The sequence below is a fragment of the Streptomyces sp. CY-1 genome (assembly GCF_047218265.1).
In the GTDB taxonomy this organism is placed as follows: Bacteria; Actinomycetota; Actinomycetes; order Streptomycetales; family Streptomycetaceae; genus Streptomyces; species Streptomyces niphimycinicus.
Window position 1 is genome coordinate 3665641 of sequence record NZ_CP178393.1, and the last position, 22827, is coordinate 3688467.

Annotated in this window: 23 protein-coding genes; 14 read left to right on the forward strand and 9 right to left on the reverse strand. The window is 68.5% G+C overall.

Annotated features, from left to right (window positions below):
- Positions 1 to 84 precede the first annotated feature (84 nt).
- Entirely contained in the window at positions 85 to 231 is a 147-nt protein-coding gene (locus ACK1X7_RS15875) for a hypothetical protein (RefSeq protein ID WP_390794821.1), read from the forward strand.
- Positions 232 to 233: 2 nt separating this feature from the next.
- Here the strand turns inward: ACK1X7_RS15875 and ACK1X7_RS15880 are convergent, their stop codons facing one another.
- Together ACK1X7_RS15880 and ACK1X7_RS15885 are read right to left on the reverse strand one after the other, a co-directional pair.
- The gene (locus ACK1X7_RS15880) at positions 234 to 434 is read right to left on the reverse strand and encodes an SCO3870 family protein (RefSeq protein ID WP_385143755.1); all 201 of its coding nucleotides are present in this window, start codon (positions 432 to 434) and stop codon (positions 234 to 236) included.
- A 91-nt stretch (positions 435 to 525) separates the two neighbouring features.
- Positions 526 to 1695, reverse strand: coding sequence for a steroid 3-ketoacyl-CoA thiolase (locus tag ACK1X7_RS15885; RefSeq protein WP_382946114.1), 1170 nt, complete (start codon positions 1693 to 1695; stop codon positions 526 to 528).
- 262 nt (positions 1696 to 1957) lie between these two features.
- Here ACK1X7_RS15885 and ACK1X7_RS15890 point away from each other — a divergent pair, with 262 nt between their 5' ends.
- The gene (locus ACK1X7_RS15890; protein ID WP_385143753.1) at positions 1958 to 3190 is read left to right on the forward strand and encodes a cytochrome P450; all 1233 of its coding nucleotides are present in this window, start codon (positions 1958 to 1960) and stop codon (positions 3188 to 3190) included.
- Between the two features lie 35 nt (positions 3191 to 3225).
- Here the strand turns inward: ACK1X7_RS15890 and ACK1X7_RS15895 are convergent, their stop codons facing one another.
- A complete protein-coding gene (locus ACK1X7_RS15895; RefSeq protein ID WP_385143751.1) occupies positions 3226 to 3969 on the reverse strand; it encodes an SDR family oxidoreductase in 744 nt (247 codons plus the stop codon).
- Between the two features lie 99 nt (positions 3970 to 4068).
- On the opposite strand from ACK1X7_RS15895, the gene ACK1X7_RS15900 reads away from it, so the two are divergent.
- The gene (locus tag ACK1X7_RS15900) at positions 4069 to 4956 is read left to right on the forward strand and encodes a LysR family transcriptional regulator (RefSeq protein ID WP_385143749.1); all 888 of its coding nucleotides are present in this window, start codon (positions 4069 to 4071) and stop codon (positions 4954 to 4956) included.
- A 5-nt stretch (positions 4957 to 4961) separates the two neighbouring features.
- On the forward strand, positions 4962 to 5561 hold the full coding sequence (locus ACK1X7_RS15905; RefSeq protein ID WP_385143747.1) for an HD domain-containing protein: 600 nt from the start codon (positions 4962 to 4964) through the stop codon (positions 5559 to 5561).
- Between the two features lie 54 nt (positions 5562 to 5615).
- Here ACK1X7_RS15905 and ACK1X7_RS15910 read toward each other — a convergent pair whose 3' ends face one another.
- From ACK1X7_RS15910 to ACK1X7_RS15920, 3 genes are all read right to left on the reverse strand, one after another.
- On the reverse strand, positions 5616 to 6248 hold the full coding sequence (locus tag ACK1X7_RS15910) for a superoxide dismutase family protein (RefSeq protein ID WP_413115221.1): 633 nt from the start codon (positions 6246 to 6248) through the stop codon (positions 5616 to 5618).
- A 99-nt stretch (positions 6249 to 6347) separates the two neighbouring features.
- Positions 6348 to 8432, reverse strand: a complete 2085-nt coding sequence (locus ACK1X7_RS15915; RefSeq protein ID WP_385143743.1) for a bifunctional glycosyltransferase 87/phosphatase PAP2 family protein — start codon at positions 8430 to 8432, stop codon at positions 6348 to 6350.
- A gap of 273 nt (positions 8433 to 8705) precedes the next feature.
- Positions 8706 to 9533, reverse strand: coding sequence for a helix-turn-helix domain-containing protein (locus ACK1X7_RS15920; RefSeq protein WP_385143783.1), 828 nt, complete (start codon positions 9531 to 9533; stop codon positions 8706 to 8708).
- A gap of 156 nt (positions 9534 to 9689) precedes the next feature.
- Here ACK1X7_RS15920 and ACK1X7_RS15925 point away from each other — a divergent pair, with 156 nt between their 5' ends.
- The gene (locus ACK1X7_RS15925; protein WP_216346148.1) at positions 9690 to 10100 is read left to right on the forward strand and encodes a DUF2000 domain-containing protein; all 411 of its coding nucleotides are present in this window, start codon (positions 9690 to 9692) and stop codon (positions 10098 to 10100) included.
- Between the two features lie 59 nt (positions 10101 to 10159).
- Positions 10160 to 10486 carry an antibiotic biosynthesis monooxygenase family protein gene (locus ACK1X7_RS15930; RefSeq protein ID WP_398160185.1) on the forward strand — a complete coding sequence of 109 codons (327 nt, stop codon included), beginning with the start codon at positions 10160 to 10162 and terminating at the stop codon, positions 10484 to 10486.
- A gap of 83 nt (positions 10487 to 10569) precedes the next feature.
- Here ACK1X7_RS15930 and ACK1X7_RS15935 read toward each other — a convergent pair whose 3' ends face one another.
- Positions 10570 to 11634: an aldo/keto reductase gene (locus ACK1X7_RS15935; RefSeq protein ID WP_413115222.1), complete on the reverse strand. Its 1065-nt coding sequence runs from the start codon at positions 11632 to 11634 to the stop codon at positions 10570 to 10572.
- A 117-nt stretch (positions 11635 to 11751) separates the two neighbouring features.
- Between ACK1X7_RS15935 and ACK1X7_RS15940 the strand changes: the two genes are divergently transcribed.
- From ACK1X7_RS15940 to ACK1X7_RS15950, 3 genes are all read left to right on the forward strand, one after another.
- Complete coding sequence (locus ACK1X7_RS15940; RefSeq protein WP_385143739.1) at positions 11752 to 12585, forward strand: helix-turn-helix transcriptional regulator; 834 nt, start codon at positions 11752 to 11754, stop codon at positions 12583 to 12585.
- A gap of 69 nt (positions 12586 to 12654) precedes the next feature.
- Positions 12655 to 13140, forward strand: coding sequence for a hypothetical protein (locus ACK1X7_RS15945; RefSeq protein ID WP_390794820.1), 486 nt, complete (start codon positions 12655 to 12657; stop codon positions 13138 to 13140).
- Between the two features lie 512 nt (positions 13141 to 13652).
- Positions 13653 to 14849 carry a helix-turn-helix domain-containing protein gene (locus tag ACK1X7_RS15950; RefSeq protein ID WP_413115223.1) on the forward strand — a complete coding sequence of 399 codons (1197 nt, stop codon included), beginning with the start codon at positions 13653 to 13655 and terminating at the stop codon, positions 14847 to 14849.
- Here the strand turns inward: ACK1X7_RS15950 and ACK1X7_RS15955 are convergent.
- A complete protein-coding gene (locus ACK1X7_RS15955; protein ID WP_413115224.1) occupies positions 14846 to 16021 on the reverse strand; it encodes an epoxide hydrolase family protein in 1176 nt (391 codons plus the stop codon). The genes ACK1X7_RS15950 and ACK1X7_RS15955 overlap by 4 nt on opposite strands.
- 82 nt (positions 16022 to 16103) lie before the next feature.
- Between ACK1X7_RS15955 and ACK1X7_RS15960 the strand changes: the two genes are divergently transcribed.
- Positions 16104 to 16679: a CGNR zinc finger domain-containing protein gene (locus ACK1X7_RS15960; RefSeq protein ID WP_385143729.1), complete on the forward strand. Its 576-nt coding sequence runs from the start codon at positions 16104 to 16106 to the stop codon at positions 16677 to 16679.
- Here the strand turns inward: ACK1X7_RS15960 and ACK1X7_RS15965 are convergent, their stop codons facing one another.
- Positions 16680 to 17978: a phosphatase PAP2 family protein gene (locus ACK1X7_RS15965; RefSeq protein WP_385143727.1), complete on the reverse strand. Its 1299-nt coding sequence runs from the start codon at positions 17976 to 17978 to the stop codon at positions 16680 to 16682.
- Between the two features lie 406 nt (positions 17979 to 18384).
- Here ACK1X7_RS15965 and ACK1X7_RS15970 point away from each other — a divergent pair, with 406 nt between their 5' ends.
- The 4 genes from ACK1X7_RS15970 (at position 18385) to ACK1X7_RS15985 (ending at position 22827) form a co-directional block, all read left to right on the forward strand.
- Positions 18385 to 19803: an acyltransferase gene (locus ACK1X7_RS15970; protein ID WP_390794816.1), complete on the forward strand. Its 1419-nt coding sequence runs from the start codon at positions 18385 to 18387 to the stop codon at positions 19801 to 19803.
- A gap of 156 nt (positions 19804 to 19959) precedes the next feature.
- The gene (locus ACK1X7_RS15975; protein ID WP_385143723.1) at positions 19960 to 20694 is read left to right on the forward strand and encodes a response regulator transcription factor; all 735 of its coding nucleotides are present in this window, start codon (positions 19960 to 19962) and stop codon (positions 20692 to 20694) included.
- A 28-nt stretch (positions 20695 to 20722) separates the two neighbouring features.
- Complete coding sequence (locus tag ACK1X7_RS15980) at positions 20723 to 21460, forward strand: sensor histidine kinase (protein WP_385143721.1); 738 nt, start codon at positions 20723 to 20725, stop codon at positions 21458 to 21460.
- A 122-nt stretch (positions 21461 to 21582) separates the two neighbouring features.
- The gene (locus ACK1X7_RS15985) at positions 21583 to 22827 is read left to right on the forward strand and encodes a cytochrome P450 (RefSeq protein ID WP_385143719.1); all 1245 of its coding nucleotides are present in this window, start codon (positions 21583 to 21585) and stop codon (positions 22825 to 22827) included.

Here is a 22827-nt window from a genome sequence, read left to right on the forward strand (position 1 = left end):
TCATCGAAGCGAGTGGACCGCAACCCCGCATGAACACCGACCGAGCCATAATCACCGGGAAGGTTGCCGACTTCTGTGCGGTGCGTGACCATCACCGCGGCCTTCGAAGCCCCGACCACCTTCGAAGCCCCAGCCGCCTTCGAAGCGCCGGGCGCGATCGAGGCCCCGACCACTTCCAACGGCCCGGCCGCCGTCGAGACCTCGACCCTTCCGACGCCCCAGGGCGCGTGAAGTCAGTTCGAGCGCGAGCGGGCGTCCCGGAACCAGGTCACCAGAATCAGAGCCGCGGTGACGTACATGACGACGCTGAAGTTGGCCACGGACTCGACGTACAGCTCGTTGCCTTCCGCGCGCAACTGAAGCGCGAGGTAACCAAACGCAGTCCCAAGCGCCGCGGTAGCGCCGGCGGTGGCGACGAATGGAGCTTTCGTCATAAGTGCTTCCTCCAAGCCACGAGACGATTGATCAAACACCGACATTACATGCATCACCATGTCAGGATCCGAAGTGGCTCGGCGGCAGCCCCTAGAGCCGCTGAATAATCGTCCCCGTGGCCAGCGCCCCGCCCGCGCACATCGTGATCAGCGCGAACTCCTTGTCCACGCGCTCCAGTTCATGCAGTGCCGTGGTGATCAGGCGCGCCCCTGTGGCCCCCACCGGATGCCCGAGCGCGATCGCGCCGCCGTTCACGTTCACCTTCGCCAGGTCCTGCTCGAAGACCCGCGACCAGGACAGCACCACCGAGGCGAACGCCTCGTTGATCTCGACCAGGTCGATGTCCTTCAGCGTCATCCCGGCCTTGCCGAGCACCGCCTTCGTGGCGTCGATCGGCCCGTCCAGATGGAAGTGCGGATCGGTGCCGACCAGGGCCTGGGCCACGATGCGGGCGCGGGGGCGCAGCTTCAGCGCGCGGGCCATCCGCTTGGAGGCCCACAGCACCGCGCACGCGCCGTCGGAGATCTGGGAGGAGTTGCCGGCGGTGTGCACGGCGGCGGGCATGATGGGCTTGAGTCCGCTCAGCGCCTCCATGCTGGTGTCGCGCAGCCCCTCATCCCGGTCGACGGCCCGCCACATGCCCTCTCCGGCGGTCTGTTCGTCCTCCGTCGTGGGCACCTGGACCGCGAAGGTCTCGCGTTTGAACCGCTCCTCCGCCCAGGCCCGCGCCGCCCGTTCCTGGGAGATCAGCCCGAGGGCGTCCACGTTCTCGCGGGTCAGGCCGCGGTGGCGGGCGATCCGCTCGGCCGCCTGGAACTGGTTGGGCAGATCCACGTTCCACTCCTCCGGGAACGGTTTGCCCGGACCGTGTTTGGAGCCGCTGCCCAGCGGCACCCGCGACATGGCCTCGACCCCGCAGCCGATGCCGATGTCGATGACACCGGTGGCGATCATGTTGGCCACCATATGGTTGGCCTGCTGCGACGAGCCGCACTGGCAGTCCACAGTCGTCGCCGCGGTCTCGTACGGCAGACCCATCGTCAGCCAGGCGGTGCGTGCGGGGTTCATCGACTGCTCCCCCGCATGGGTGACCGTACCGCCGACGATCTGCTCGACGCAGTCGGGCTGGATGCCGGTACGGGCGAGGAGTTCGCGGTAGGTCTCGCCGAGCAGATAGGCGGGGTGGAGATTGGCGAGCGCGCCCCCGCGCCTGCCAATGGGGGTGCGTACGGCTTCGACGATGACGGGTTCCGCGGCCATGGCTGTCTCGTCCTCTCATCGCATCCGCGGGGCTCCCGGCAGCGCCCGCGCCAGAACTAGTACGCGTTCTAGTTCTTCAGCTCAGTCTGCTGAGCCCCGGCCCGGCGGCGCAAGGGTTGTGCAGGGGTTGAGCGGACCTGGAGCGGCATCAATCCCCCGAAACAATGGCCGCGTTCTCTCTTGCGACTTGTAGAACCCGTTACTACGTTGCGGACACTTCTGATAGGCCGTCAGATCTCCCAGTCAGATCTCTGGAGTGGCCATGTCCTGTCCAGCGCTCCCCGAAGGCTTCGACCTCACCGACCCCGACCTCCATCAGCATCGGGTGCCACTCCCGGAGCTCGCCCGGCTGCGGCAGACCGCCCCGGTGTGCTGGATCCCCCAGCCACACGGCGTCGCGGGCTTCGGCGACGACGGCTACTGGGCGGTGACCCGCCACGCCGATGTCAAGGAGGTCTCCACCCGGCCGGAGATCTTCTCCTCCCACGCCAACACCGCCATCATCCGCTTCAACGAGCACATCCAGCGGGACCAGATCGAGGTCCAGAAGCTGATCATGCTGAACATGGACCCGCCCGAGCACACCCGGGTCCGCCAGATCGTCCAGCGCGGCTTCACCCCGCGCGCCATCCGCGCCCTGGAGGACGCCCTGCGCGACCGCGCGGAGCGCATCGTGGCAGGGGCCCGGGAGAGCGGCAGCGGGGACTTCGTCACCGATGTCGCCTGCGAACTGCCGCTCCAGGCGATCGCCGAGCTGATCGGCGTCCCCCAGCAGGACCGGTCCAAGATCTTCGACTGGTCCAACAAGATGGTCGCGTACGACGATCCGGAACTGGCCATCACCGAGGAGATCGGCGCCGAGTCGGCCATGGAGCTGATCTCGTACGCCATGAACCTCGCCGCCGACCGCAAGGCGTGCCCGGCCAAGGACATCGTCAGCCGGCTGGTGGCCGCCGAGGACGAGGGCAATCTGGGCTCGGACGAGTTCGGCTTCTTCGTGCTGCTGCTGGCCGTCGCGGGCAACGAGACCACCCGCAACGCCATCAGCCACGGAATGCACGCCTTCCTCACCCACCCCGACCAGTGGGAGCTGTTCAAGGCCGAGCGCCCCGCCACCGCCGCCGACGAGATCGTGCGCTGGGCCACCCCCGTGATGTCCTTCCAGCGCACCACCACCCAGGACACCGAACTGGGCGGACAGCGCATCGGGGCGGGCGCGCGGGTCGGGGTCTTCTACTCCTCCGCCAACAACGACCCCGACGTCTTCGACCGCCCCGAAGAGTTCGACATCACCCGCGACCCCAACCCCCATCTGGGCTTCGGCGGTGGCGGACCGCACTTCTGCCTCGGCAAGAGCCTGGCGCAACTGGAGATCCGGCTGATCTTCCAGGCCATCGCGGACACCCTCCCGGACATCCGGCTCGCGGGTGAGCCCCGGCGGCTGCGGTCGGCCTGGCTGAACGGGATCAAGGAGCTGAGGGTGACCTACACCTGACGTCTTCCCCGGCCCGAAGTCCGGGGATTCCACGCCTAGAGCTGCGAACCCCCGCCGTCGACCGGGAACTCGGTTCCCGTCGAGAAGGTCGCACCGAACGCCAGATACGCCACCGCGGCGGCCACTTCCTCGGACGACCCCAGCCGCTGCATCGGGATGGTGCTCCGGTAGGTGTCCTTCATCGTCTCGAGGACGTCGGCGGGGACGGAGCGGTCCAGGATGCCCGTGTCGATCGGACCGGGGCTCACGGCATTGACCCGCACCTTGCGCGGCAGCAGCTCACGGGCCAGCGTGCGGGTCATCGACCGCAGGGCCGCCTTGCTCGCCGAGTAGACACTGAGCGCGTCGACGCCCAGGACGTTCACCACCGACGTGGTGAGGACCACGCCGCTTCCCTCGCGCAGCAGCGGCGCCAGCGCCTGCACCGTGAAGTACGGGCCCTTGGTGTTGATGTCGAACAGCGCGTCGTACATCTCCTCCGTCGTCGAGTCGAACGGCGCGGACGCGGTGACGCCTGCGTTGACGAACAGCGCGTCCACCTCGCCGAACCGCTCCTGGACCGTGCCGGCCAGCGCCTTGATGTCCGTCAGGGACGCGGCGTCGCTGCGGACGGCGATCGCCTTGTCCCCCAACTGCTCCAGCGCGGTGTCCAGGGTGGACCGGGTGCGGCCGGTGATCAGTACCTGCGCCCCACCGTCCGCGAACAACCGGGCCGCGGCCAGGCCGATACCGCTGCTTCCGCCCGTGATCACGATCTTCTTGCCGTCATAAGTGGTCATGCCCACAAGCCAAATATCCACCGGCACACCCTGTCCAAGACCTGTTCCGCATGCCGCCATGCCCCAGCCGCATGACGGCTCGCGACGTACGCTGGGCGAATGGACGTCGATCTGCGGCTCGTGCGCTATTTCACGGTCGTGGCGGAGTACGGCAACTTCGGCCGGGCCGCCATCAGGCTGCACCTGGCGCAGCCGTCGCTGAGCCGCCAGATCCAGCGTCTGGAGGCTCAGCTCGGGGTCCGGCTTTTCGACCGCTCGCCGCAGGGCACCAGCCTCACCGACGCCGGCCGGGCATTCCTGCCCGGGGCCCGGACACTGCTCCACGAGGCCGAGCAGGCCGCTCGCACCGCCAGAGCCGCCGTCCAGCCCCGTACCATCACCGTCGGCTGCGCCGAAGGACTGGTCATCACCGCCTGGGTGCAGGAACTGCGCCGCCGCCACCCCGACGACCGGATCCGCACCCGGCACCTCGACTGGCGGGATACGCACGCCCTCGCCGAGGGGCGGATCGAGGCCCTCGTCGCGTACCGGCCCCTGCCCTTCCCCACGGACGGCTTCCGGGTGACAAAGCTCCATGAGGAATCGCGGGTACTTCTCACCTCGGCGAGTCATCATCTGGCGCACGAGAAGGCCGTCAGCCTGCGGGCTCTGGCGGACGAGGAACTGGTGGCCTGCGCCAGCACTCCGGTGGTCTGGAGCACGCCGAAGCCGGTCGGCGACCGCCCGGCACCACCCCCGCCCACGATCGACGACGCTTACGAGGACAAGCTGGAACTCATCGCCACCGGCCACTGTGTCGCGATCTTCCCGGCCGGCGATCGACGCGCCGCCGTGCGCGAGGACATCGCCCTGGTGCCGGTCATCGACATCGACCCCTGCGAGGTCGTGCTCGTCACGCGCGCCGACGACCCCGACCCGCTGCTCGGATCGCTGGAAGACGCCGCCCGTACATTGCTCGCCACAACCCCCCGGACGCGGGCACACTGACCGCCATGAGCGAGATGTACGGTCCGCACGGCGCGGCGGGCGATCGGCGAAGACTCTTCGACTTCATAGCCCTGACCGCCCGCCTTCGTGAGATCGAGCGCGCCAACAACGCCACCCCGGAGCGCAAGGAAAGCGTCGCGGAGCACTCCTGGCATCTGGCGATGGTGAGCTGGATACTGCACGGCGAGTTCGAACGCGAGGCCGGGCGGCGGCTCGACCTCACCAAGATGCTCAAGCTGTGCCTGATGCACGACCTCGTCGAGATGGACGCGGTGGAGCGGGGCGCCGATAGCGGTGAGCCCCCGCGCTTCGCCGCGCTCCCCGCGCCGCTCGGCACCGAACTACCCGCGCTGTGGCGGGAGTACGAGGAGGGCCGTACGCCCGAGGCGTGTCTGGTGCGCGGGGTGGACCGGCTCAACCCCACCCTGATGCGCTGTCTGACCGGCCAGGGCTGGGGCGATATGGCCACCGACAGCCACGCTCCCGTGGACGCCGAGGCGCTGGACGGGCTGCATCTGCCACGGGTCGCCGTGAGCGAGACGCTGCGCGCGCTGTACGAGGAGATCAGGAACGCCTCGGTGGAGGGCGGGCTGCTGCCGCCCTGAGCCCCGCCGCCCCACCGGGCGCCCCGGAACGCCGCTACTCGAACGGCAACGCCGCTACTTGAACGGCACGTTGACGCACGCCACCCGGGCGCCCGCCATCCCTGCCTTGCCCGACGTGGTGTCCGTCGCATGCTTGTGGATCACCACGGAACGGGCCTCACCGGACCTGAAGTTCCACTTCACCCAGGACTTGGCCCAGCCCTTGCCGTCGCTCTTGGTGGTGGTGTCCAGCCACACCTCGTTGTGCGGGTTGGCGTACTTCGGGTTGGTCGAGGGCTGCTTGGGGTCCTTCTTGTTCTGGTAGTGCGGCCCCGACGAGTCGGGCTTGGTGCCACACGGCTTCGTGTGCACATGGATCCCGAAGTGGTGGTCGGCCGCCAGGCCACGCACGCTGACGAACACGAACGTGCCCTTGTGCATCGGGTAGTGGCCGTGGCCCTCGCCACCTTCGTGGTGCTTCTTCAATGCCTCGCCGCTCAGCCGTGCTTCCGCGATGAACACCGACGCGGACGTCGGCACCAGTGACTTGTCGTACGTCACCGCATCGGCGTGCTTCGCCTCCGACGCCGGCTGGAACCTGTCGTGGACGATGACGAAGGGGTGCGGCGGCGCGGCGGCCGCGGGGGTCGCTATGGCCATCGAAGCGCCCATCGCGACCGCCGCGGTTACTGCCTTCACCAGGGACATCGTTGAACCCTCCTCGGTCGGGGACCCCGCTCCCCGTCTCGATTCCCGGATCCCCCCGTTTAACGCGCTTTCACGCCTTTCCGCCCCCTTCTCACCACGCTAGACCCGCTGGTCATGCCGCTCAACGCGAGCCCGTCCCCCTTTCGGGGGCCCGTCCGCGGCATCCGCGGGCTCGGCGTCGGCCGGCTCGGCGTCGTCATGCTGTCCGCTGCGCTGCCGCACCAGCCCCGGCACCAGCCCTCTGGCCCGTTCGAGCGCGGCGCCCATCGACGCCGACAGCGGTGGCGCCTCCTCGCGCGGGCGCTTGCCCACCCCGAGCAGCACGTACTGGAGCCCGAACCCGGCCGAGACGATGACCGCGCCGCCGATCGCGTCCAGCACATAGTGGTTGGCGGTGCCCACGATGACGGCCGTCGTCAGCAGCGGGTACAGGATGCCGAGCACCTTCGCCCATACGTACGGCGCCACGATCGCGATGACCACCCCGCACCACAGCGACCACCCCACATGCAGCGACGGCATGGCCGCGTACTGGTTGGACAGCTTGGTGAGCGCGCCGAAGTCCGGGTTGTTCAGATCCTGCGGGCCGTGCGCGGTGTCCACGTACCCGAGCCCCATCAGCCGCGGCGGGGCCAGCGGGTAGAGCCAGAAGCCGACCAGGGCGAGCATCGTGGCGAAGGCCAGCGGGGTACGGGCCCAGCGGTAGGTCGCCGGGCGGCGCAGATACAGCCAGGCCAGCAGGGACAGCGGGATGAGGAAGTGGAAGGTGCTGTAGTACCAGTTCATGAAGTCTTTGAGCCATGCGGTGTCCGCCACGATGGCGTTGAACCAGTGCTCGATGTCGATATGCAGCCAGCCCTCGAGGGTGAGCACCTGGTCGCCGTGGCCCTCGGCCACGCCGCGCTCGTCCGGGGCATGGCCGCGGATCCAGGAGTAGGCGAAGTAGCCGACCCGGATCAGCATCAGCTCGAGCATCAGGTTCGGGCGGGACAGCGGCCGCTTGAGGAAGCGCAGCACCGGCACCCAGGCGAAGCGGCTCTTGGCCGGTTCGGCGAGCGGCGTCGGCTCGGGGTCGTCCCAGCGCGGCGAGGTGCGGGAGTGGAACGGCACCACACAGGCGGCGGCGAGCGCGGCAAGAAGCGGCGCATTGTAGCCGATATGTCCGAGAATCTCGATGTCGGGCAGCAGCGCGGTGCGGCTGAGCGACATGACCAGCACCACCAGAACCGGCCACACCAGCCGGTCGGAGCCGCGCCGCCCCACCCGGCCGACCACGGCCAGCAGGATCCATAGCTGCTGGTGCTGCCAGGAGGTGGGCGAGACCGCGAGCGCGACACTGCCGGTGATGGCGGCGGCGAGCAGCAACTGCCCGTCCTTCGCGTAGTGCGCCGCGCGGCGCAGACCGATCACCGCGACGGCGACCGCGAGCACGGCCAGCAGCGCCAGCTCGACCGGGCCCTCCAGGCCGATGCGCAGCAGCAGCCCGTGCAGCGACTGGTTGGCCAGGCTGTCGGCGGGCGCGCCGAGCCCGGCGCCGCCGATGTGGTGGCCCCAGTACGTCCAGGAGTCGTGCGGCATGGCCGCCCAGGCGAGCGCGGTGCATACGGCGAACGTGGCGCCCGCGAGCGCGGCGGCCCGGCGCCGTCCGATCAGCCACAGCACGACGCCGAACAGCAGCAGCGCGGGCTGGAGCGCGGCGGCCACCCCGATGAGCACACCGGCCTGCCGCCCGGAGGTTCTGGGCAGCACGGTGAGGACGACCAGGAGCACCGGGATGATGCTGGTCTGGCCGAGGGTGAAGGTGTTGCGCACCGGAAGCGAGAGCACCAGCAGGCTGATGGCCAGCGGTGCGGCGATCAGCGAGGTGCGGCGGGAGACCGGGCCGGGCAGCGACCGGGCCACGACCAGCCCGAGGACCACGACCAGCAGCAGGGTGCCGAAGGTCCAGGCGACCCCGAGGCTCTGCTCGGCGGCCCGGGTCAGGGGCTTGAGGACGAGCCCGGAGAACGGTGTGCCGGTGAAGGAGTCCCCGTCGTACAGCGACCCTCTGACATGCAGCACCCCCTCGTCGCCGATCCAGGTCTCCAGGTCGGTCAGCCGCTCGTTGGGGGGCAGCCGCAGCACCGCCGCCGCCTGACGGACCGCCAGCACACCGGCCAGGAGCCACAGGGCCGCGAGCCCCATTCTGGTCCGTGACGTCCGCGCCCCGACGGCACCGGGGCCCGGCCCCGAGTCCGGGCTTCTCCCCAGTCCGCTCCGCTCCACGTTCGCCACGCCGTGCCGCTCCCCCACTCGCCCTTTTCACCTGTCCTGGATGTTTTGAAGACCCTACTGAGCCCACTACTCAGACGCCGAACACTCCCGCTTCACCTGACTGTCGTCCGAGGTTGTCCGAAAGATGTCAGGCTGTGGCAGGGTGCTCGCGCTCCGCATGAGTCCGTACGGTCCGGCCCAATTTCACCAGGGCTGCGGGGTGCGCCGCGAATCGGGACCCGCGGCGCGCTGAAATGTTCCCGGCGTCACTCCGAAGCACCGCACGAACCACCGGTGGAAATGGCTCTGGTCGGCGAACCCCGCCTGGGCCGCGGCCTCGGCCGCGCTACGGCCCGCCACCAGCAGCCCGCGCGCCCGGCGCAGCCGAAGCTGCCGCTGGAAGTCGCTCGGCGCCATCCCGTACGCGGCGCGGAACGCCCGGTAGAGCGCGAAGCGGCTGCACCCGGCGGCCTGCGCGAGCCGCGCCGCCGGGATCTCCTCCATATACGCCTCCTCCAGCAGCGCCCGGGCCCGCCGCGCGGCCCGCGCCTGCTCACCGCTCCCGCCCGGCAACTCCCGGGCGCGCGGCGGCCCGGTGGCCCCGCGCCGTACCAACGCCCCGACGGCCGCCGTCAGCCGCTCGTCCCGCACCAGCGGACCGGCGCCGCCGACCAGGGCGGTGTGCAGCCGCAACAGGGCGGGGACCAGTACGGGATCGGAGACCACCGGCCGGTCGAACAACGGCAACGCCGCCCGGCCGGAGGCGCCGTCGGCCGCGGTGTCGGCCATATCGGCGAGGACATTCCGCATCACATCGGGACCCATATGGACGATGCGGTACTTGTAGCCGAGTTCGGCGGCCGCCTCCCCGTCATGCGGATCGTCGGGATTGAAGACCATCACCATCCCCGCCCCGCTGGTGCGCAGCGCGCCCCGGCACCGGAAGCGCTGGGCGCCGATCTCGGTGACGGCGAAGGAGTAGGCGTCATGGCTGTGCGGATGGAAGCGATGGCTGAAGAAGTGGGCGTGCATGGCCTCCACGGCCCGGTCGGGATCGCGCCAGTACCGGACCCAGTCCGCGGGCCCCCGCTCCCCTTCTCCTGCCACACCCACGCCCCCATTGTGCCGTGTGCCGCCCCCGCACCAGCGTTCAAGACCGCGGGCCGGAAGGTGGCGAGACTGCCGTCCATGCGTTTCGACACCAAGATCGCCGTCATCGTCCGCACCGACCTCGCCGACTGGCAGAAGCTGAACGTGACCGCGTTCCTCTCCAGCGGCCTGGCGCACGCCACGGACGAGATCGTCGGCAAGCCGTACGAGGACGCCTCGGGCAATGTCTACCTCCCGATGTTCCGCGAACCGGTCCTCGTCTACGCCGCCGACGCGCCCGCCCTCACCCGCACCCACGCCCGCGCCCTCTCCCGCGACCTGCCGACGGCCCTCTACACCGAGGAGCTCTTCGGCACCGGCAACGAGGACGACAACCGCGCCGCGGTCCGCGCCATCGACGCCGACGCGCTGAACCTGGTCGGCCTCGCCGTCTACGGGCCGCGCGGCCAGGTCGACAAGGTGACCAAGGGCCTGAAGCTGCACGGCTGAGGGTGAGGCACCGCCGAGGCGCCGCCGACGCGCGGCATCGGCTACGGCAAGATGGGGCCATGAGCGTAGTCAAGATCAATGTGCTGACCGTGCCGGAGGAACAGCGCGAGGTGCTGGAGAAGCGCTTCGCGTCACGCGCCGGAGCCGTGGAGGGCTCCGACGGTTTCGAGTGGTTCGAGCTGCTGCGCCCGATCGAGGGGACCGACCAGTACCTCGTCTATACGCGCTGGCGCAGCGAGGCGGACTTCCAGGCGTGGATGGAGGGCCCCATGAAGGCGGCCCACCAGCACGGCGGCGAGGACGCCCCGAAGCAGAAGCCCGCCGCGGCCGGCTCCACCCTGTGGTCCTTCGAGGTCGTCCAGCAGGCCGCGCCCAAACAAGGCTGAGCCGGGCCCTTACGCTGAGCCGGGCCCTTTCGGAGATCGCCCCGAGGGCGGCGCTGGTGCCGCCCTCGGGGCTCGATCGGGTATCAGCGGCGGGTTTCGATCTTCAGGTCGCCTGCCGTCACATTGCGGATGTGGTCACTGGCGAGCATGTCGTGCGGGAAGCCGAGCCCCATCGCGCTGACCTCGTCGAGGCGGGCCAGTTGGGCGGCGGTGAAGTCGACCGCCAGGGCGCCCAGATTGTCCTCCAACTGCGCGGGAGTGCGGGCGCCGATGATCGGTGCCGTCACGCTCGGGTTCCGCAGGGTCCAGGCCAGCCCGACCTGGGCGGGTGTGCGGCCCAGCTCCGTGGCGACCTCCTTCACGACATCGGCGATGGCGAGGTTGCGCTCGGTGAGCGTGCCCAGGGCGAGGTTGAAGCTCTTGCGGGTGCCGTCGTCGGATGCGGCGTGCGTCGCGGTCAGGTCGTCGCGGCTGTACTTGCCGGTGAGCACCCCGCCGGCCAGGGGTGAATACGGGAGCACACCCAGCCCCATCTCGCGTGCCATGGGGATCAGGTCACGCTCCCCGGTGCGCTCGATCAGGTTGTATTCGATCTGGAGCGCCACCAGCGGCGACCAGCCGCGCAGGTCGGCGATCGTCTGCATGCGGGAAATCTGCCAGGCCGGGGCGTTGCAGATCGCCACGTACAAGATCTTGCCCTGCCGGACCAGATCGTCCATACCGCGCAGGATCTCCTCGACCGGTGTCGTGAAATCCCATACGTGCAGATAGAGCAGATCGATGTAGTCCGTATTGAGCTGTCGCAGACTCGCTTCCACCGAGGTGAACAGGCTCTTGCGGTGGCTGCCCGCGGAATTCGGGTCGCCGGGGCGGCGCAGCGTCGTGTATTTGGTAGCCAGCACCAGGCTTTCGCGGTTGTCGCGGGTGAATTCGCCCAGCATGCGCTCGGAACTGCCATTGCTGTAGGTGTTGGCGGTGTCGATGAAATTGCCGCCGCGCTCGACGTAGCGGTCGAACAGCTTGCGCGCCTCGTCCTGCTCGGTTCCCCAGCCCGACTCGGTGCCGAAGGTCGCCGCGCCCAGCGCCAGCGGTGAGACCCGCAGCCCGGAGCGGCCCAGCGGCCGGTAGGTGTCGAGAGTGAGGGACATCGTGTCCTCCTGTGCTCGTGATCCGTTGTCGAGCACAAGGCTGTGACCGCCGCAGGCCGGGGATAAGGGAAGGAAGTTCCTGGGAACGCCAGTCCCACCCTGGCTGTTGGAACGCGTATGACGACCCACACCGTGGACACCACACAGGAGCTGGCCGCGTTCCTGCGGGCCCGGCGCGAGCGGCTGGACCCGCGCGATCTCGGTCTGCCGTCGCGTCGGCAGGCCCGGCGGACCCCGGGACTGCGCCGCGAAGAGGTCGCCGAGCTGGCCGGGGTCAGCGTCGACTACGTCGTGCGGCTGGAACAGGGCCGCGGGCTGCGGCCCTCGGCGGACGTGGTGGACGCGCTGGCCCGAGCGTTGCGCCTGCCCCCCGTCGAGCGCGCCTACCTCTTCAACCTGGCCCAGCAGCGCCCCCGCGACCCCGACAAGCCCGCCACCACCGCGCCACCGCCGCTGGCCCATTTGGTCACCGGCTTGTCGCCACTCCCGGCCATGCTGCTGAACCACCGCTACGACGTCCTGGCCTGGAACCGCGAAATGGCGAGGCTGCTGGTGGATTTCGACGCACTGCCGCCGTCGCAGCGCAATGCGATGTGGCTGTGTCTGATGCATCCGGGGATACGCGAGTTCTACGTCGACCGGGAACGCGTCGTACGAGAGGGAATCGCCCATCTGCGCGCGGCGTGGGCCAGGCATCCGGAGGATCGGACGCTGACCGACCTCATTTCCGAATTCATGACTCGCGACGAGGAATTCGCGCGATTGTGGGCCGAGCGGGACATCCAGGTCAACGGCCGCGGGCACAAGGTGATGCGGCATCCTGACGCCGGTGTGATCGCGGTGGATTTCGAAGTGCTGATACCGCTGCAAGATCCGGATCAGCGACTGGTGATCTTCCGCCCCGCGGATGAGGAGAGCCAGTCGGCATTGGACCGGTTGTGCGCACGGTGACATCACCTTGGCCTTGGCCGCCGACGCTGCGATCGTTGCCGTGGGTCGCACACTCACACGGAGGCGTCGATGAATCCGCATGATGACGACAGCACGCCGGCGGTCTGGAACCGGTCCCAGTCCAGCGGTTGGATGCTCGCCGTCGGCGCGATCCTGGGGCTGGGGCTGATCGTCTTCGCCGTCATCGACAAGACACACCGTGGCGTGAGCCTGGGCCTGCTGCTCGCGGCGGCCGCGTTCCTCATCACCGGGGCCATCAAGGTCACCGTCTCCCCACGCGGCGTCACGGTGGCGTCAGCTCTCGCCCCCTTCCTGCGGCAGCACATCGCGATGGACCGGATCAAGGGTGCCAAGGCCCGCTGGACCCGCCCCCTGGAGATCGGCGGCTGGGGCTACCGGTGGAAGCCGGGCGTGCGGGCGGTCTCGCTCCGGAAGGGCGACGCGCTCTGGCTCGAACTCACCCGCGGAACCCGCTTCGTCATCACGATCGACGACGCGCAAACGGCGGCGGACCTGGTCAACCGATACCTTCTCCCACGCCGCAAGGACCATTGACCGCTCACCCGGACGACGACCCGGTCATGGCAGGGCAACTTATCGCATGCCCGGTTGGCGGCTGGGCACTTGTGCCGATACGCATCGGGGGCACTGGCACGGCGGCCACACCGACGTCTCCAGCGGCATCAGGGGCTCGGTGGACCTGATCACGCGTGTCGGCCCGTAGGTCTTCCCGCTGTCCCGCGACACTCGCAGCGTCATCATCGGGCGGCCCTTCACCGGACCGCCTCGGTGTGCGGCGGTCCGTCGTGGTGCCGCTGGAGTTCGATGAGGCAGGTGGTCGCCCACTTGTGATCCCCGTTACGCCTTGCCTCGGCTTGCTGTCGTAACAGCGCCCCGCACACATCGCAGTCGTCGTTGGGCGTGTTCGCGGGTGGGGTGGCTGGGCTGGTGTCCGACACGTTGTCGCTCCCGTTCGGTCCTTACGTACGCCCAAGACAACCGCGAATGTGCCGTCGCGGTTGGTGACTACTTGGTGACTACGTGGTGACAGTCGTACTCTGGTCACCATGAACAGCGGGGAGTTCAGCCAAAGAGTCCGCGACCTGCTCCGTGACCGGGACATGAGTGTTCGGGCCGTCGCCCGCCATCTGAACTACGACCACGCCTATCTGTCCCGCGTATTCTGCGGGAAACAGCAGCCGTCGAGGCAACTCGTCACGGCGCTGGACAACCTGCTCGAGACAAACGGGGAACTCGCCGAAATCGCGGCACGAGTAGCACCGCCGACAGTTTCGCCGGAAGCCGGTGAATCACCGGCCATCACTGATCGGATACTCAGACTCAACGAGGCACGCGGAGCCGACTTCGCACAGGCCATCCGGGAGACTTCCCACCGCCTGGTCGTCCTGGACAACGAACTCAACGGAGTATCCATCGCAGAGCCCGCAGGCCGCGCGTTCAAGGTCGTGCATCGGCGGCTCGGAGCCGGAGACTACGACCCCCGGTACGAGCGCGACATTCAGTCGGCGGCCGCCGAACTCGCCGAAATAACCGGCTGGGCTCTTTTTGACGCGGAAAGAGATGGCGCCGCCCGGCGCTTCAACCAAGAGGCGCTGTTCCTCGCGAATCTCTCGGGAGACGGCTCCATCGCCCTGCTGACGCTTCAGAACATGGCGATGCACAGTGAATGGCGTGGACGGAACCAAGAGGCCCTGTCCATCGCCCGGTCGGTACTCAACCGAAGGCAGCTCTCCCCGCGCGTCGAGGCGATGTTCCGTATGCGTGAAGCGAAGGGACTGGTCGGCACGGGACGTACATCGGATGCCATCGAGTCGCTTCAACGCGCCCGCTCGCTCATCGAGGACGGTAACGACGTTGGCGAACCGGACTGGTCATGGTGGTTGACCGACAGGGAAATTGACGGCCACTGGGGTCACGCACTTCAGATCGCGGGTGACGTACAGAAAGCCATCGAGCGGCTACTGCAATCCGCACAACCAGGGCGTGGCGTCGCGACCGGCTACGCAAGTATGTCATCCGCCCGGCTCGCACAGTGCTTACTGGACGTCAACGCCTGGCGCGACGCGGAAGACGTCGTCAGGTCCCTGGTCACCGCCGCGCCCGGAATCTCCTCGGGACGGACCCTCCGCCTCATCGGTCACGTCGCCAAGCAGCGCGAAAGGCTGAACGGTGCACCGCCGAGCCTTACGGATACTCTCGAGCACCTGGGAGAAAAGCTCAATGAGGATCCCTTCACCCTTTAGTGCCCGGCGGCCAGCACCGCCGCGAGGCCCTCTTGTAGATCCTTGACGAAGTACTCGGGAACCTCCAGCGACGGGAAATGTCCCCCGAATTCGGGCGACCTCCATCGGACGATCTGCCGGTACCGCTCCTGCGCCCAGGGGCGCGGGCACTTCTCGATGTCGTAGGGATACACAACGATTGCCGACGGGACGTCGACGCGAAGTTCGGGGTCGAGCGAGAGGTGGCTCTCGTAGTAAATGCGGGCTGACGATGCGCCGGTCCGCGTCAGCCAATACAGGGTGACGTTGTCAAGAAACCTGTCCATGGAAATCGTCTCGAACGGGCTGTCTTCGGTGTCCGTCCACGCGGCGAACTTGTCGAGGATCCAGGCGAGAAGCCCGACCGGTGAGTCGACGAGCGAGTAACCGATGGTCTGGGGTCGGGTCGCCTGCTGCTTCGCGAACGCCGCGCGGGGGCCATCCCAGAAATCGCGCGTTTCCTCGGTCCACTTGCGCTCGGCCGCCGTCAGCCCTTCCGTGGTCAACCCGGGCGGTGCCTGCGCGGTCGTTGTGTGGATGCCGAGAACGTGCTCCGGGAACCTGCCGCCGAGGACCGTGGTGATCGGACCTCCCCAGTCGCCGCCGTGGGCTACGAACTTGCCGTAGCCGAGCCTTCCCATCAGTTCCACCCATGCGGCCGCGATCTTTTCGAGTCCCCACCCGGTGGTGGCCGGCTTGTCGCTGTAGCCGAAGCCCGGCAGCGAGGGAACCACGACGTGGAACGCGGGCGCGTCCGCGTCTTTCGGATCCGCCAGCTCGTCCACTACATCGATGAACTCGGCAATGCTGCCCGGCCAGCCGTGCGTCAAGATCAGAGGAGTGGCATCCGCGCGCGTGGATCGGCGGTGCAGGAAGTGGATTCCCAGATCATCGATGGTCGTGCGGAACTGGCCGATGCGGTTGAGGCGCTCTTCGAACGACCGCCACTTGTATCCGGTGCGCCAGTAGTCCACGACATCGACGAGGTCGGCGAGCGGTACGCCCTGATCCCATCGGCGAGGGTCGGGCCCGGCGCGATGGACCGTCTCGGCCTCCGGCAGCCGTGCCGCGGCCAGTCGCGCGCGCAGATCGTCGAGGTCGGCGTCGGTCGCGTGGGCTTCAAATGCCCGCACATCGCTGGTGGGACGGGGCATGAGACCTCCTGGCCATCGTGGAACCGGCTAAGGCGGTTCTAGCAGTCCTCCGAACCACGCCGCAACCCCCTAAGGTGGTTCCATGCGTGCTCGGTTCCCTGACTTCCGCCTCGGCAGCGTGCTGGCGACCAGCTTCACGGGGACTCTGTCGGAGCGTTTCGGCGACGCCGTGGAGCGCATTCCCACGCCGCACCGACTCATCGACTGGCTGGCGGTGAACGACCTCGCCGTGGACTCCTGCACCACGGCCCAGCTCGATCTCGCCCGGGAACTGAGGGAGTCGATTCACGCCGCCGCGACGGCGGCCGCGATCCAGGACGCTCTCCCCGCCTCCGCCGTCCACGTCATCAACGACCGCAGCGCTCAGGGCCGGGCCGCGGCGATCCTGACGCCCGAGGGCAAGCGGCAATGGCGGCTCGGCTCGGCTTCCGGCGTGGAAGATGCCCTCGGCGTGATCGCCGCCGACGCGATCAGCATCATCGCGGGCGAACGAGACGGAAGACTGGCCTTGTGCGCATCACCGACCTGCCAAGCCGCCTTCTTCGACACCAGCCAGAGCCGCAGCCGCAGATGGTGTGACATGAACACGTGCGGGAATCGCCAGAAGAAGGCGCGCTTCCACGCAAACCAGCGCAAAAAGCCCAGATCGGCGGAGTGATCACACCAGCCCGGGCTGCGGTTCCGGTTGCAGCGCCGGTGCGGCCTTGGGCTCCCACAGTCTGGTGGTGCGTACGTAGCTGTGGATCACTGAGGCCATCGCCAGCAGAAGAAGGGGTCCGAACAGCCACGGATGTCCGGCCATCTCCGTCGGCAGATAGCGATAGGACACCAGGAGCGCGGCGAAGACCGTCGTGCCGTGAGCGACCAACCGGATCCCGGACCGGTCCCAGCCGCGTGCGAACGAGCGCAGCGCTGTCTCGATCGTGAGCGCGAAGACCACGCCCGCGATGAGATCCACGCCGTAGTGGTAGCCGAATCCCAGCGTCGCGGCGAGCGTCGCGATCAGCCAGAAGGTGCCGGCGAAGCGCAGCGGACGTGGGCCCTGGCGGGAATGGATGAAGATCGCGGTGGCCCATGCCGTATGCAGACTGGGCATGCAGTTGCGTGGCGTGATCTCGTCGTACGGTATCGAGTGCGGGGCGCTGATGGGCGGCAGCGTGTGCGGCCACAGGTTGGCCGTCGCCCACAGCTCGCCGCCGGTACCGAAGGCGCCGGTGCCGTAGGCGAAGATCGGTCCGACCACCGGGAAGACCATGTAGATGGCCGGCCCGAGGAGCCCGATGGCCAGAAAGGTGCGCACCAGATGGTGGCCCGGGAAGCGGCGCTCGACCGCCACGTTACGCAGTTGATACAGCGAGACGATGACCGCGGCCACCGGAAGCTGAGCGTAGACGAAGTGGAGAACATGGGCACCGATCGGCCCCATGGCCTCGACTATCCGGCCGGCCATCCACGACGGGTTGCCCAGCGCGTGATCGGCGGTCGCCAGGTACGGATCGAGCACCGTCGGGCGGGACTTCGCCGTGATGAGCAGCCAGGTATCGCCGATCTTGCGGCCGGCCACCAGCAGCAGGCCCAGCCCGGCGCCCTTCAGCAGCAGGGCGCGTTCCCGGCCGGTGCGGCGCGTGACCGCGATGACCACACAGCCCAGCATCACCCACAACGCGCCGTTGCCGAAGGGGTGGCCTTCGGTCACCTTCGCGTCGGCCACCCACCGCACCAGGAAGATGACGATGTCGATGCCGATCGCGGCACCGGCCGCGATGAGCCGCTCCCGCCAGGTGAGCACCACCATCATCAAGCCCATACCGGAGTACAAAAGAAAGCCCGATTTGGGGGCAAATACAATCTCTTGCACCTGATTTGTCATCGGCCCCGGCAGGCCGTAGCGACGCGCGGTGATCTCCAGCGTGATGAAGAATCCGAGGGCCACCGCACTCGCCACCACATACAGCATCACCCGTGGTCGACACCACGTGGTGAACGCGGTACTGCGGCTTATCCGGGAGATCATCCGCGATGCTATAGATGTCAATACTTTGACCGATTTGCTAGATGTTGGGCATTGGTCACCCTTCATACCGCATAGCACCGTTTTCCGGCGAAGGGCGGACGATGGGGGCTCTCGTCGTGAGGGTCCGATCATGTTAACGGAGCGCTGCGGGCGAGTGTCGTCGCGGCAGCACCCAGTCGGTCGCGAGGCCCCCTCGGGGCCGGCGGGCGGCACCGTAGTTCGGTGCGCTCGCCTGTTTTTCAAAATTGCCTGAAACAAGTTCTAGTCCAGGAGACAGTTCTCGGCCCGGGGGTAGGGTCAATAGACCGACCCAGAAACACACTCGGACAGAACGAAAGAACGTGCGCACATGATGGCATCCCCCACTGCCACCGAGGGCGACACCAAACGATCGACCACCGTACGCGCCGGAGAGGCGAGCGGTGACCGCATACGTTTGAGCGTCTACGACATGCTCATCGGATTGGTCTACACCCCACGTACCTTCTTCTACCGCGAGACGCTCGACGGCGAAGCGCTTCGCGCCTCCCTCAGCAGAACGCTGCGCAACTTCCCGATGGTTTCAGGCCGCATGAAGAAGGATCCCGACGGCCGTCTCAGCGTGCTCTGCGACGACGGCGGTGTGCGGTTCATCGAGACATACGCATCCCAGCCCATGCCGGATCACGGGCCTCACCACACGGCGAAAAAGGGCATCAATCGCTATCTGAGTCAGATCAACCCGCTCCAGGTGGTCGACGGCGACACACCGCTTTTCACGGTGAAGCTCACCCATATGAAAGGCGGCGGCTCCGTTCTCGGTGTCAACATGAACCACGCCGTGGCCGACGGATCCTCCTATATGCGATTCATGGAGAGCTGGTCGAAGGAGCATCGAGGGCTCGGGTACCCCGCACCCGGCCACGACCGTGCCATCATCGACGCCCTCGCGGCGCCGGTCGCCGATGGCGTCCGGCCGGACAGCGACCACTTCACGGTCACCAAGCGCGGCGGGAAGTCCGCCTATGTGGCTCGTATGCTGCTGTGCATGGTCGCCAAGACGACGACGATGGTGACCACCCGCTTCACCGCCGCCGAACTGGCCACCATGAAGGACGCCGCGATGGCCGACCTCGCGGGCACGGAGCGGTGGGTGTCGACCAATGACGCGCTGACCGCCCATCTCTGGAAAGTCCTCGGCGCATTGCGGGACCGCCCCGACACCAGCGAGGAAAAGCTGGGCCTCCTCGCCGACTTCCGTGCTTTCGGCGGCGGGGCCGTACCGGACGGCTACTGGGGCAACACCGTCACCAACACCCGGCCCGGGATGGCCGCGGCGGAACTGCGCTCCCGTCCTCTCGGCGAGGTCGCCATGGCGGTCCGCGCGGGCCATGCCGAGAACACGGAGGAGAAAATCCGCCAGGAAACGGCGTTCCTCCGTGCCGAATACGAGGCGGGCCGCCTCAAGCGCATCCTGCCCACCATGACGCTCGACAAATTCGAGAACACCATCGTCATCAACAACTGGTCGAAGCTCCCCTTCTACGAACTCGACTTCGGAGCGGGCACGCCCTTCTGGTACGACGTCCCGGCGCTTCCCACTCCCTGGACCCTGCTCATCGCGCCGACTCCGGCGGACGAGCCCGGTGGCCGCGATGTGCATATGGCAGTGCCCCGTGCATTGGTCCAGACCCTTCAGGAACAGTCCTGGGCCAACCGGTTCCACTGTTACGCGGATTCCGGTGAGGCGTCCGCGCTGACTTTCGGATCGCCCAAAGCCGCGGGGTGACAAAGCCGAAAGCCGAGGAAAGCGAAAGGCCCCGGGCCGTGGGGGCAGGCGCCCCCACGGCCCGTATGGGCCCCGCCCTGTCCGCCCTGTCCGGATCTCATCGGTCCCGGTCAGGGCCCCATGCCCCGGAACCGTCGGTTCACGTAGTGTCATGGCGTGTACGGGAGTGTCAGCGAGAAACCAGCGCCCGCCCGTGGCAGCGGGCAGCACATCCTGGTCGTCGACGATGAATCGAGAATCGCCGAACTGCTCTCGACCACCCTCGAACTGGCCGGTTACCGGGTCGGCACCGCGGCCACCGGCGGAGAGGCGCTCGATCGGGTCGGGCGGGAGCGCCCCGACCTGGTGATCCTCGATGTGATGCTGCCCGATCTGGACGGCTTCACGGTGTGCCGCCGCCTGGTCGCGGCCGACGAGAACCATCCGCCCGTCCTCTTCCTCACCGCCCGCGACTCGCTGGAATCGCTGGTCACCGGCCTCGGCATCGGCGGAAACGACTACGTCACCAAGCCGTTCCGGATCGCCGAGGTGCTGGCCCGGGTGCAGGCCCTGCTGCGCACCCGCACCCGGCGCCGCGAGGAGCCCCCGCCGCGCTACGCGGATCTGCTGCTGGACGATACGACCCGTCAGGCGCGGCGCGGCAGGCGGGCGCTGGAGCTGACCCCGGCCGAATTCCGGCTGCTGCGCTATCTGCTGGTCAACGCGGGGCAGGTGCTGTCCAAGGAGCAGATCGGCGAGCATCTGTGGGTGGCGGACCACCGGCGTTACGGGGACAACGCCATCGAGAAGCTGGTCTCCCGGCTCCGCCACAAGGTCGACGAGACCGAGCCCGCCCTGATCCACACCCGCCGTGGTTTCGGCTACTGGCTCGGCCGGCTCGCCTCCCCATGAACAGGAACGAGCGCCCGTATGGATAAGCGTGGATAAGCACCGCGGGGACGGCCGGCGCCATGGCGAGGACGCGTACGAGCGCCAGCAGCGGCTGGAGGTCCTGCTGCATGAGCTGCGCACCTCCCTGACCACCATCCGCGGCTGGGCCGAACTCCCTTTGCAGGGGCTCAGCGACGACCCCGAGCTGATGGTGCGCGCCCTGCGCCGGATCCAGGACGAGGCCGACCATATGCACCAGGCGGTCCAGCAGGTGTTCCCGCGCGCGGACGCCTCCTGGGTGCGGCCGCTGGAGGCGGAGCCGGTGGATCTGCGGGACGTGGCCGACGAGGCGGTGGCGGATCTGGGGCTGCTCGACCCCGATCGCCCCATCGCCCGCGAGAACTCCGGCCGGGCGACCCTCGTCGCCGACTACCGCCTGCTGCGGCACGCCATCCGCAATCTGCTGGGCAACGCGCTGCGGCACACCCCCGCCGGATCCCCGGTGACCGTGGCGGTGCGCGGCCCGGTGGCCGGGTCCGGTGGGCAGCCGCACGTCGAGCTGTCGGTCAGCGACCAGGGGCCGGGCATGAGCCCGTACGACATCGCCCGGCTCACCTCCCCCCGCTCCGCGGACGGCCGGATCGAACTGGGCGGCGGCCTCGGCCTGTCCATCGTGCGGCGGGTGGTCGAGCGGCACGGCGGCGAGGTGAGCGTGCGCAGCGCACCGGACCGCGGCACCACGATCACTGTGACCTTGCCCACAGTCAGCGTTTCGTCAGGAAACTGACCGGAGGGCGTCAGGTCGAGCGGGTTCGCTGGTCATCGTCCCCGTGACGCGAAGGTTCACGTCCCCCCTGACGCGAAGGTTCACGCTCCGCTCCCATCGGAATCCCCCTCCCGAGGAGAGACATGACCGAGACGCTGGCAGAGACCACGGCCGAGGCGGAAGAGCCGCTTCCGGAGTTCCCGATGCCGCGGGCGACCGGCTGCCCCTTCGCCCCGCCCCCGACCGCACAGGCCCTGCACACCGAACGGCCGGTCACACGGGTGCGGCTGTGGGACGGCAGCGCCCCCTGGCTGGTGACCCGGTACGCCGACCAGCGCGCCCTGCTCGGCGACCCGCGGGTCAGCTCCGAGGCCACCCGGCCCGGCTTTCCGCATGCGAGCGCCGGCTTCCGCGAGAACGCCGGGCGGCGGCGCTCCTTCATCACCATGGACGACCCCGAGCACGCCCGGATCCGCCGGATGGTCACCGCACCGTTCGCCATCAAACGGGTCGAGGCGATGCGGCCCGAGATCCAGCGGATCACCGACGATCTGATCGACTCCATGCTGGCCGGGCCGACCCCGGTCGACCTGGTGCGCGCGTTCGCGCTGCCGCTGCCGTCGCTGGTGATCTGCAAGCTGCTCGGAGTGCCGTACGAGGACCACGACTTCTTCCAGCGCAACAGCTCGCTCATGATCAACCGGCACTCCTCGGTGGAGGAGGTGGTCGGTGCCAACGAGGCGCTGACCGACTATCTGGACGACCTGGTCGCCGCCAAACTCGCCGCCCCCGCCGACGACATGCTCTCCGAGCTGGCCGCCCGGGTCAGGGCCGGTGAGCTGACCCAGCGCGAGGCCGCCAACATGGGCGTGCTGCTGCTGATCGCCGGTCATGAGACCACCGCCAACATGATCGCCCTCGGCACCGTGGCCCTGCTGGAGAACCCCGACCAGCTCGCCGTCCTGCGGGAGACCGACGACCCGAAGGCGGTCGCCAGGGCCGTCGAGGAGCTGCTGCGCTATCTGACCATCGTGCACAACGGCCGGCGCCGGGTCGCGCGGGAGGACATCGAGATCGGCGGCGAGACCATCCGCGCCGGGGACGGGATCATCGTCTACACCGGCACCGGCAACTGGGACGCGGACGTCTTCCCCGAGCCCGAGCGGCTGGACATCGGCCGCGACGCCCGCCGCCACATGGCGTTCGGCTTCGGCGTCCACCAGTGCCTGGGCCAGCCGCTGGCCCGGGTGGAGCTCCAGGTGGTCTACGGCACGCTCTACCGCCGTATCCCCACTCTGCGGCTGGCGACCGCGGTCGACCAACTACCGTTCAAAGACGACGGTTTGGTCTACGGCGTCTACGAACTGCCCGTCACCTGGGCGTCTTGA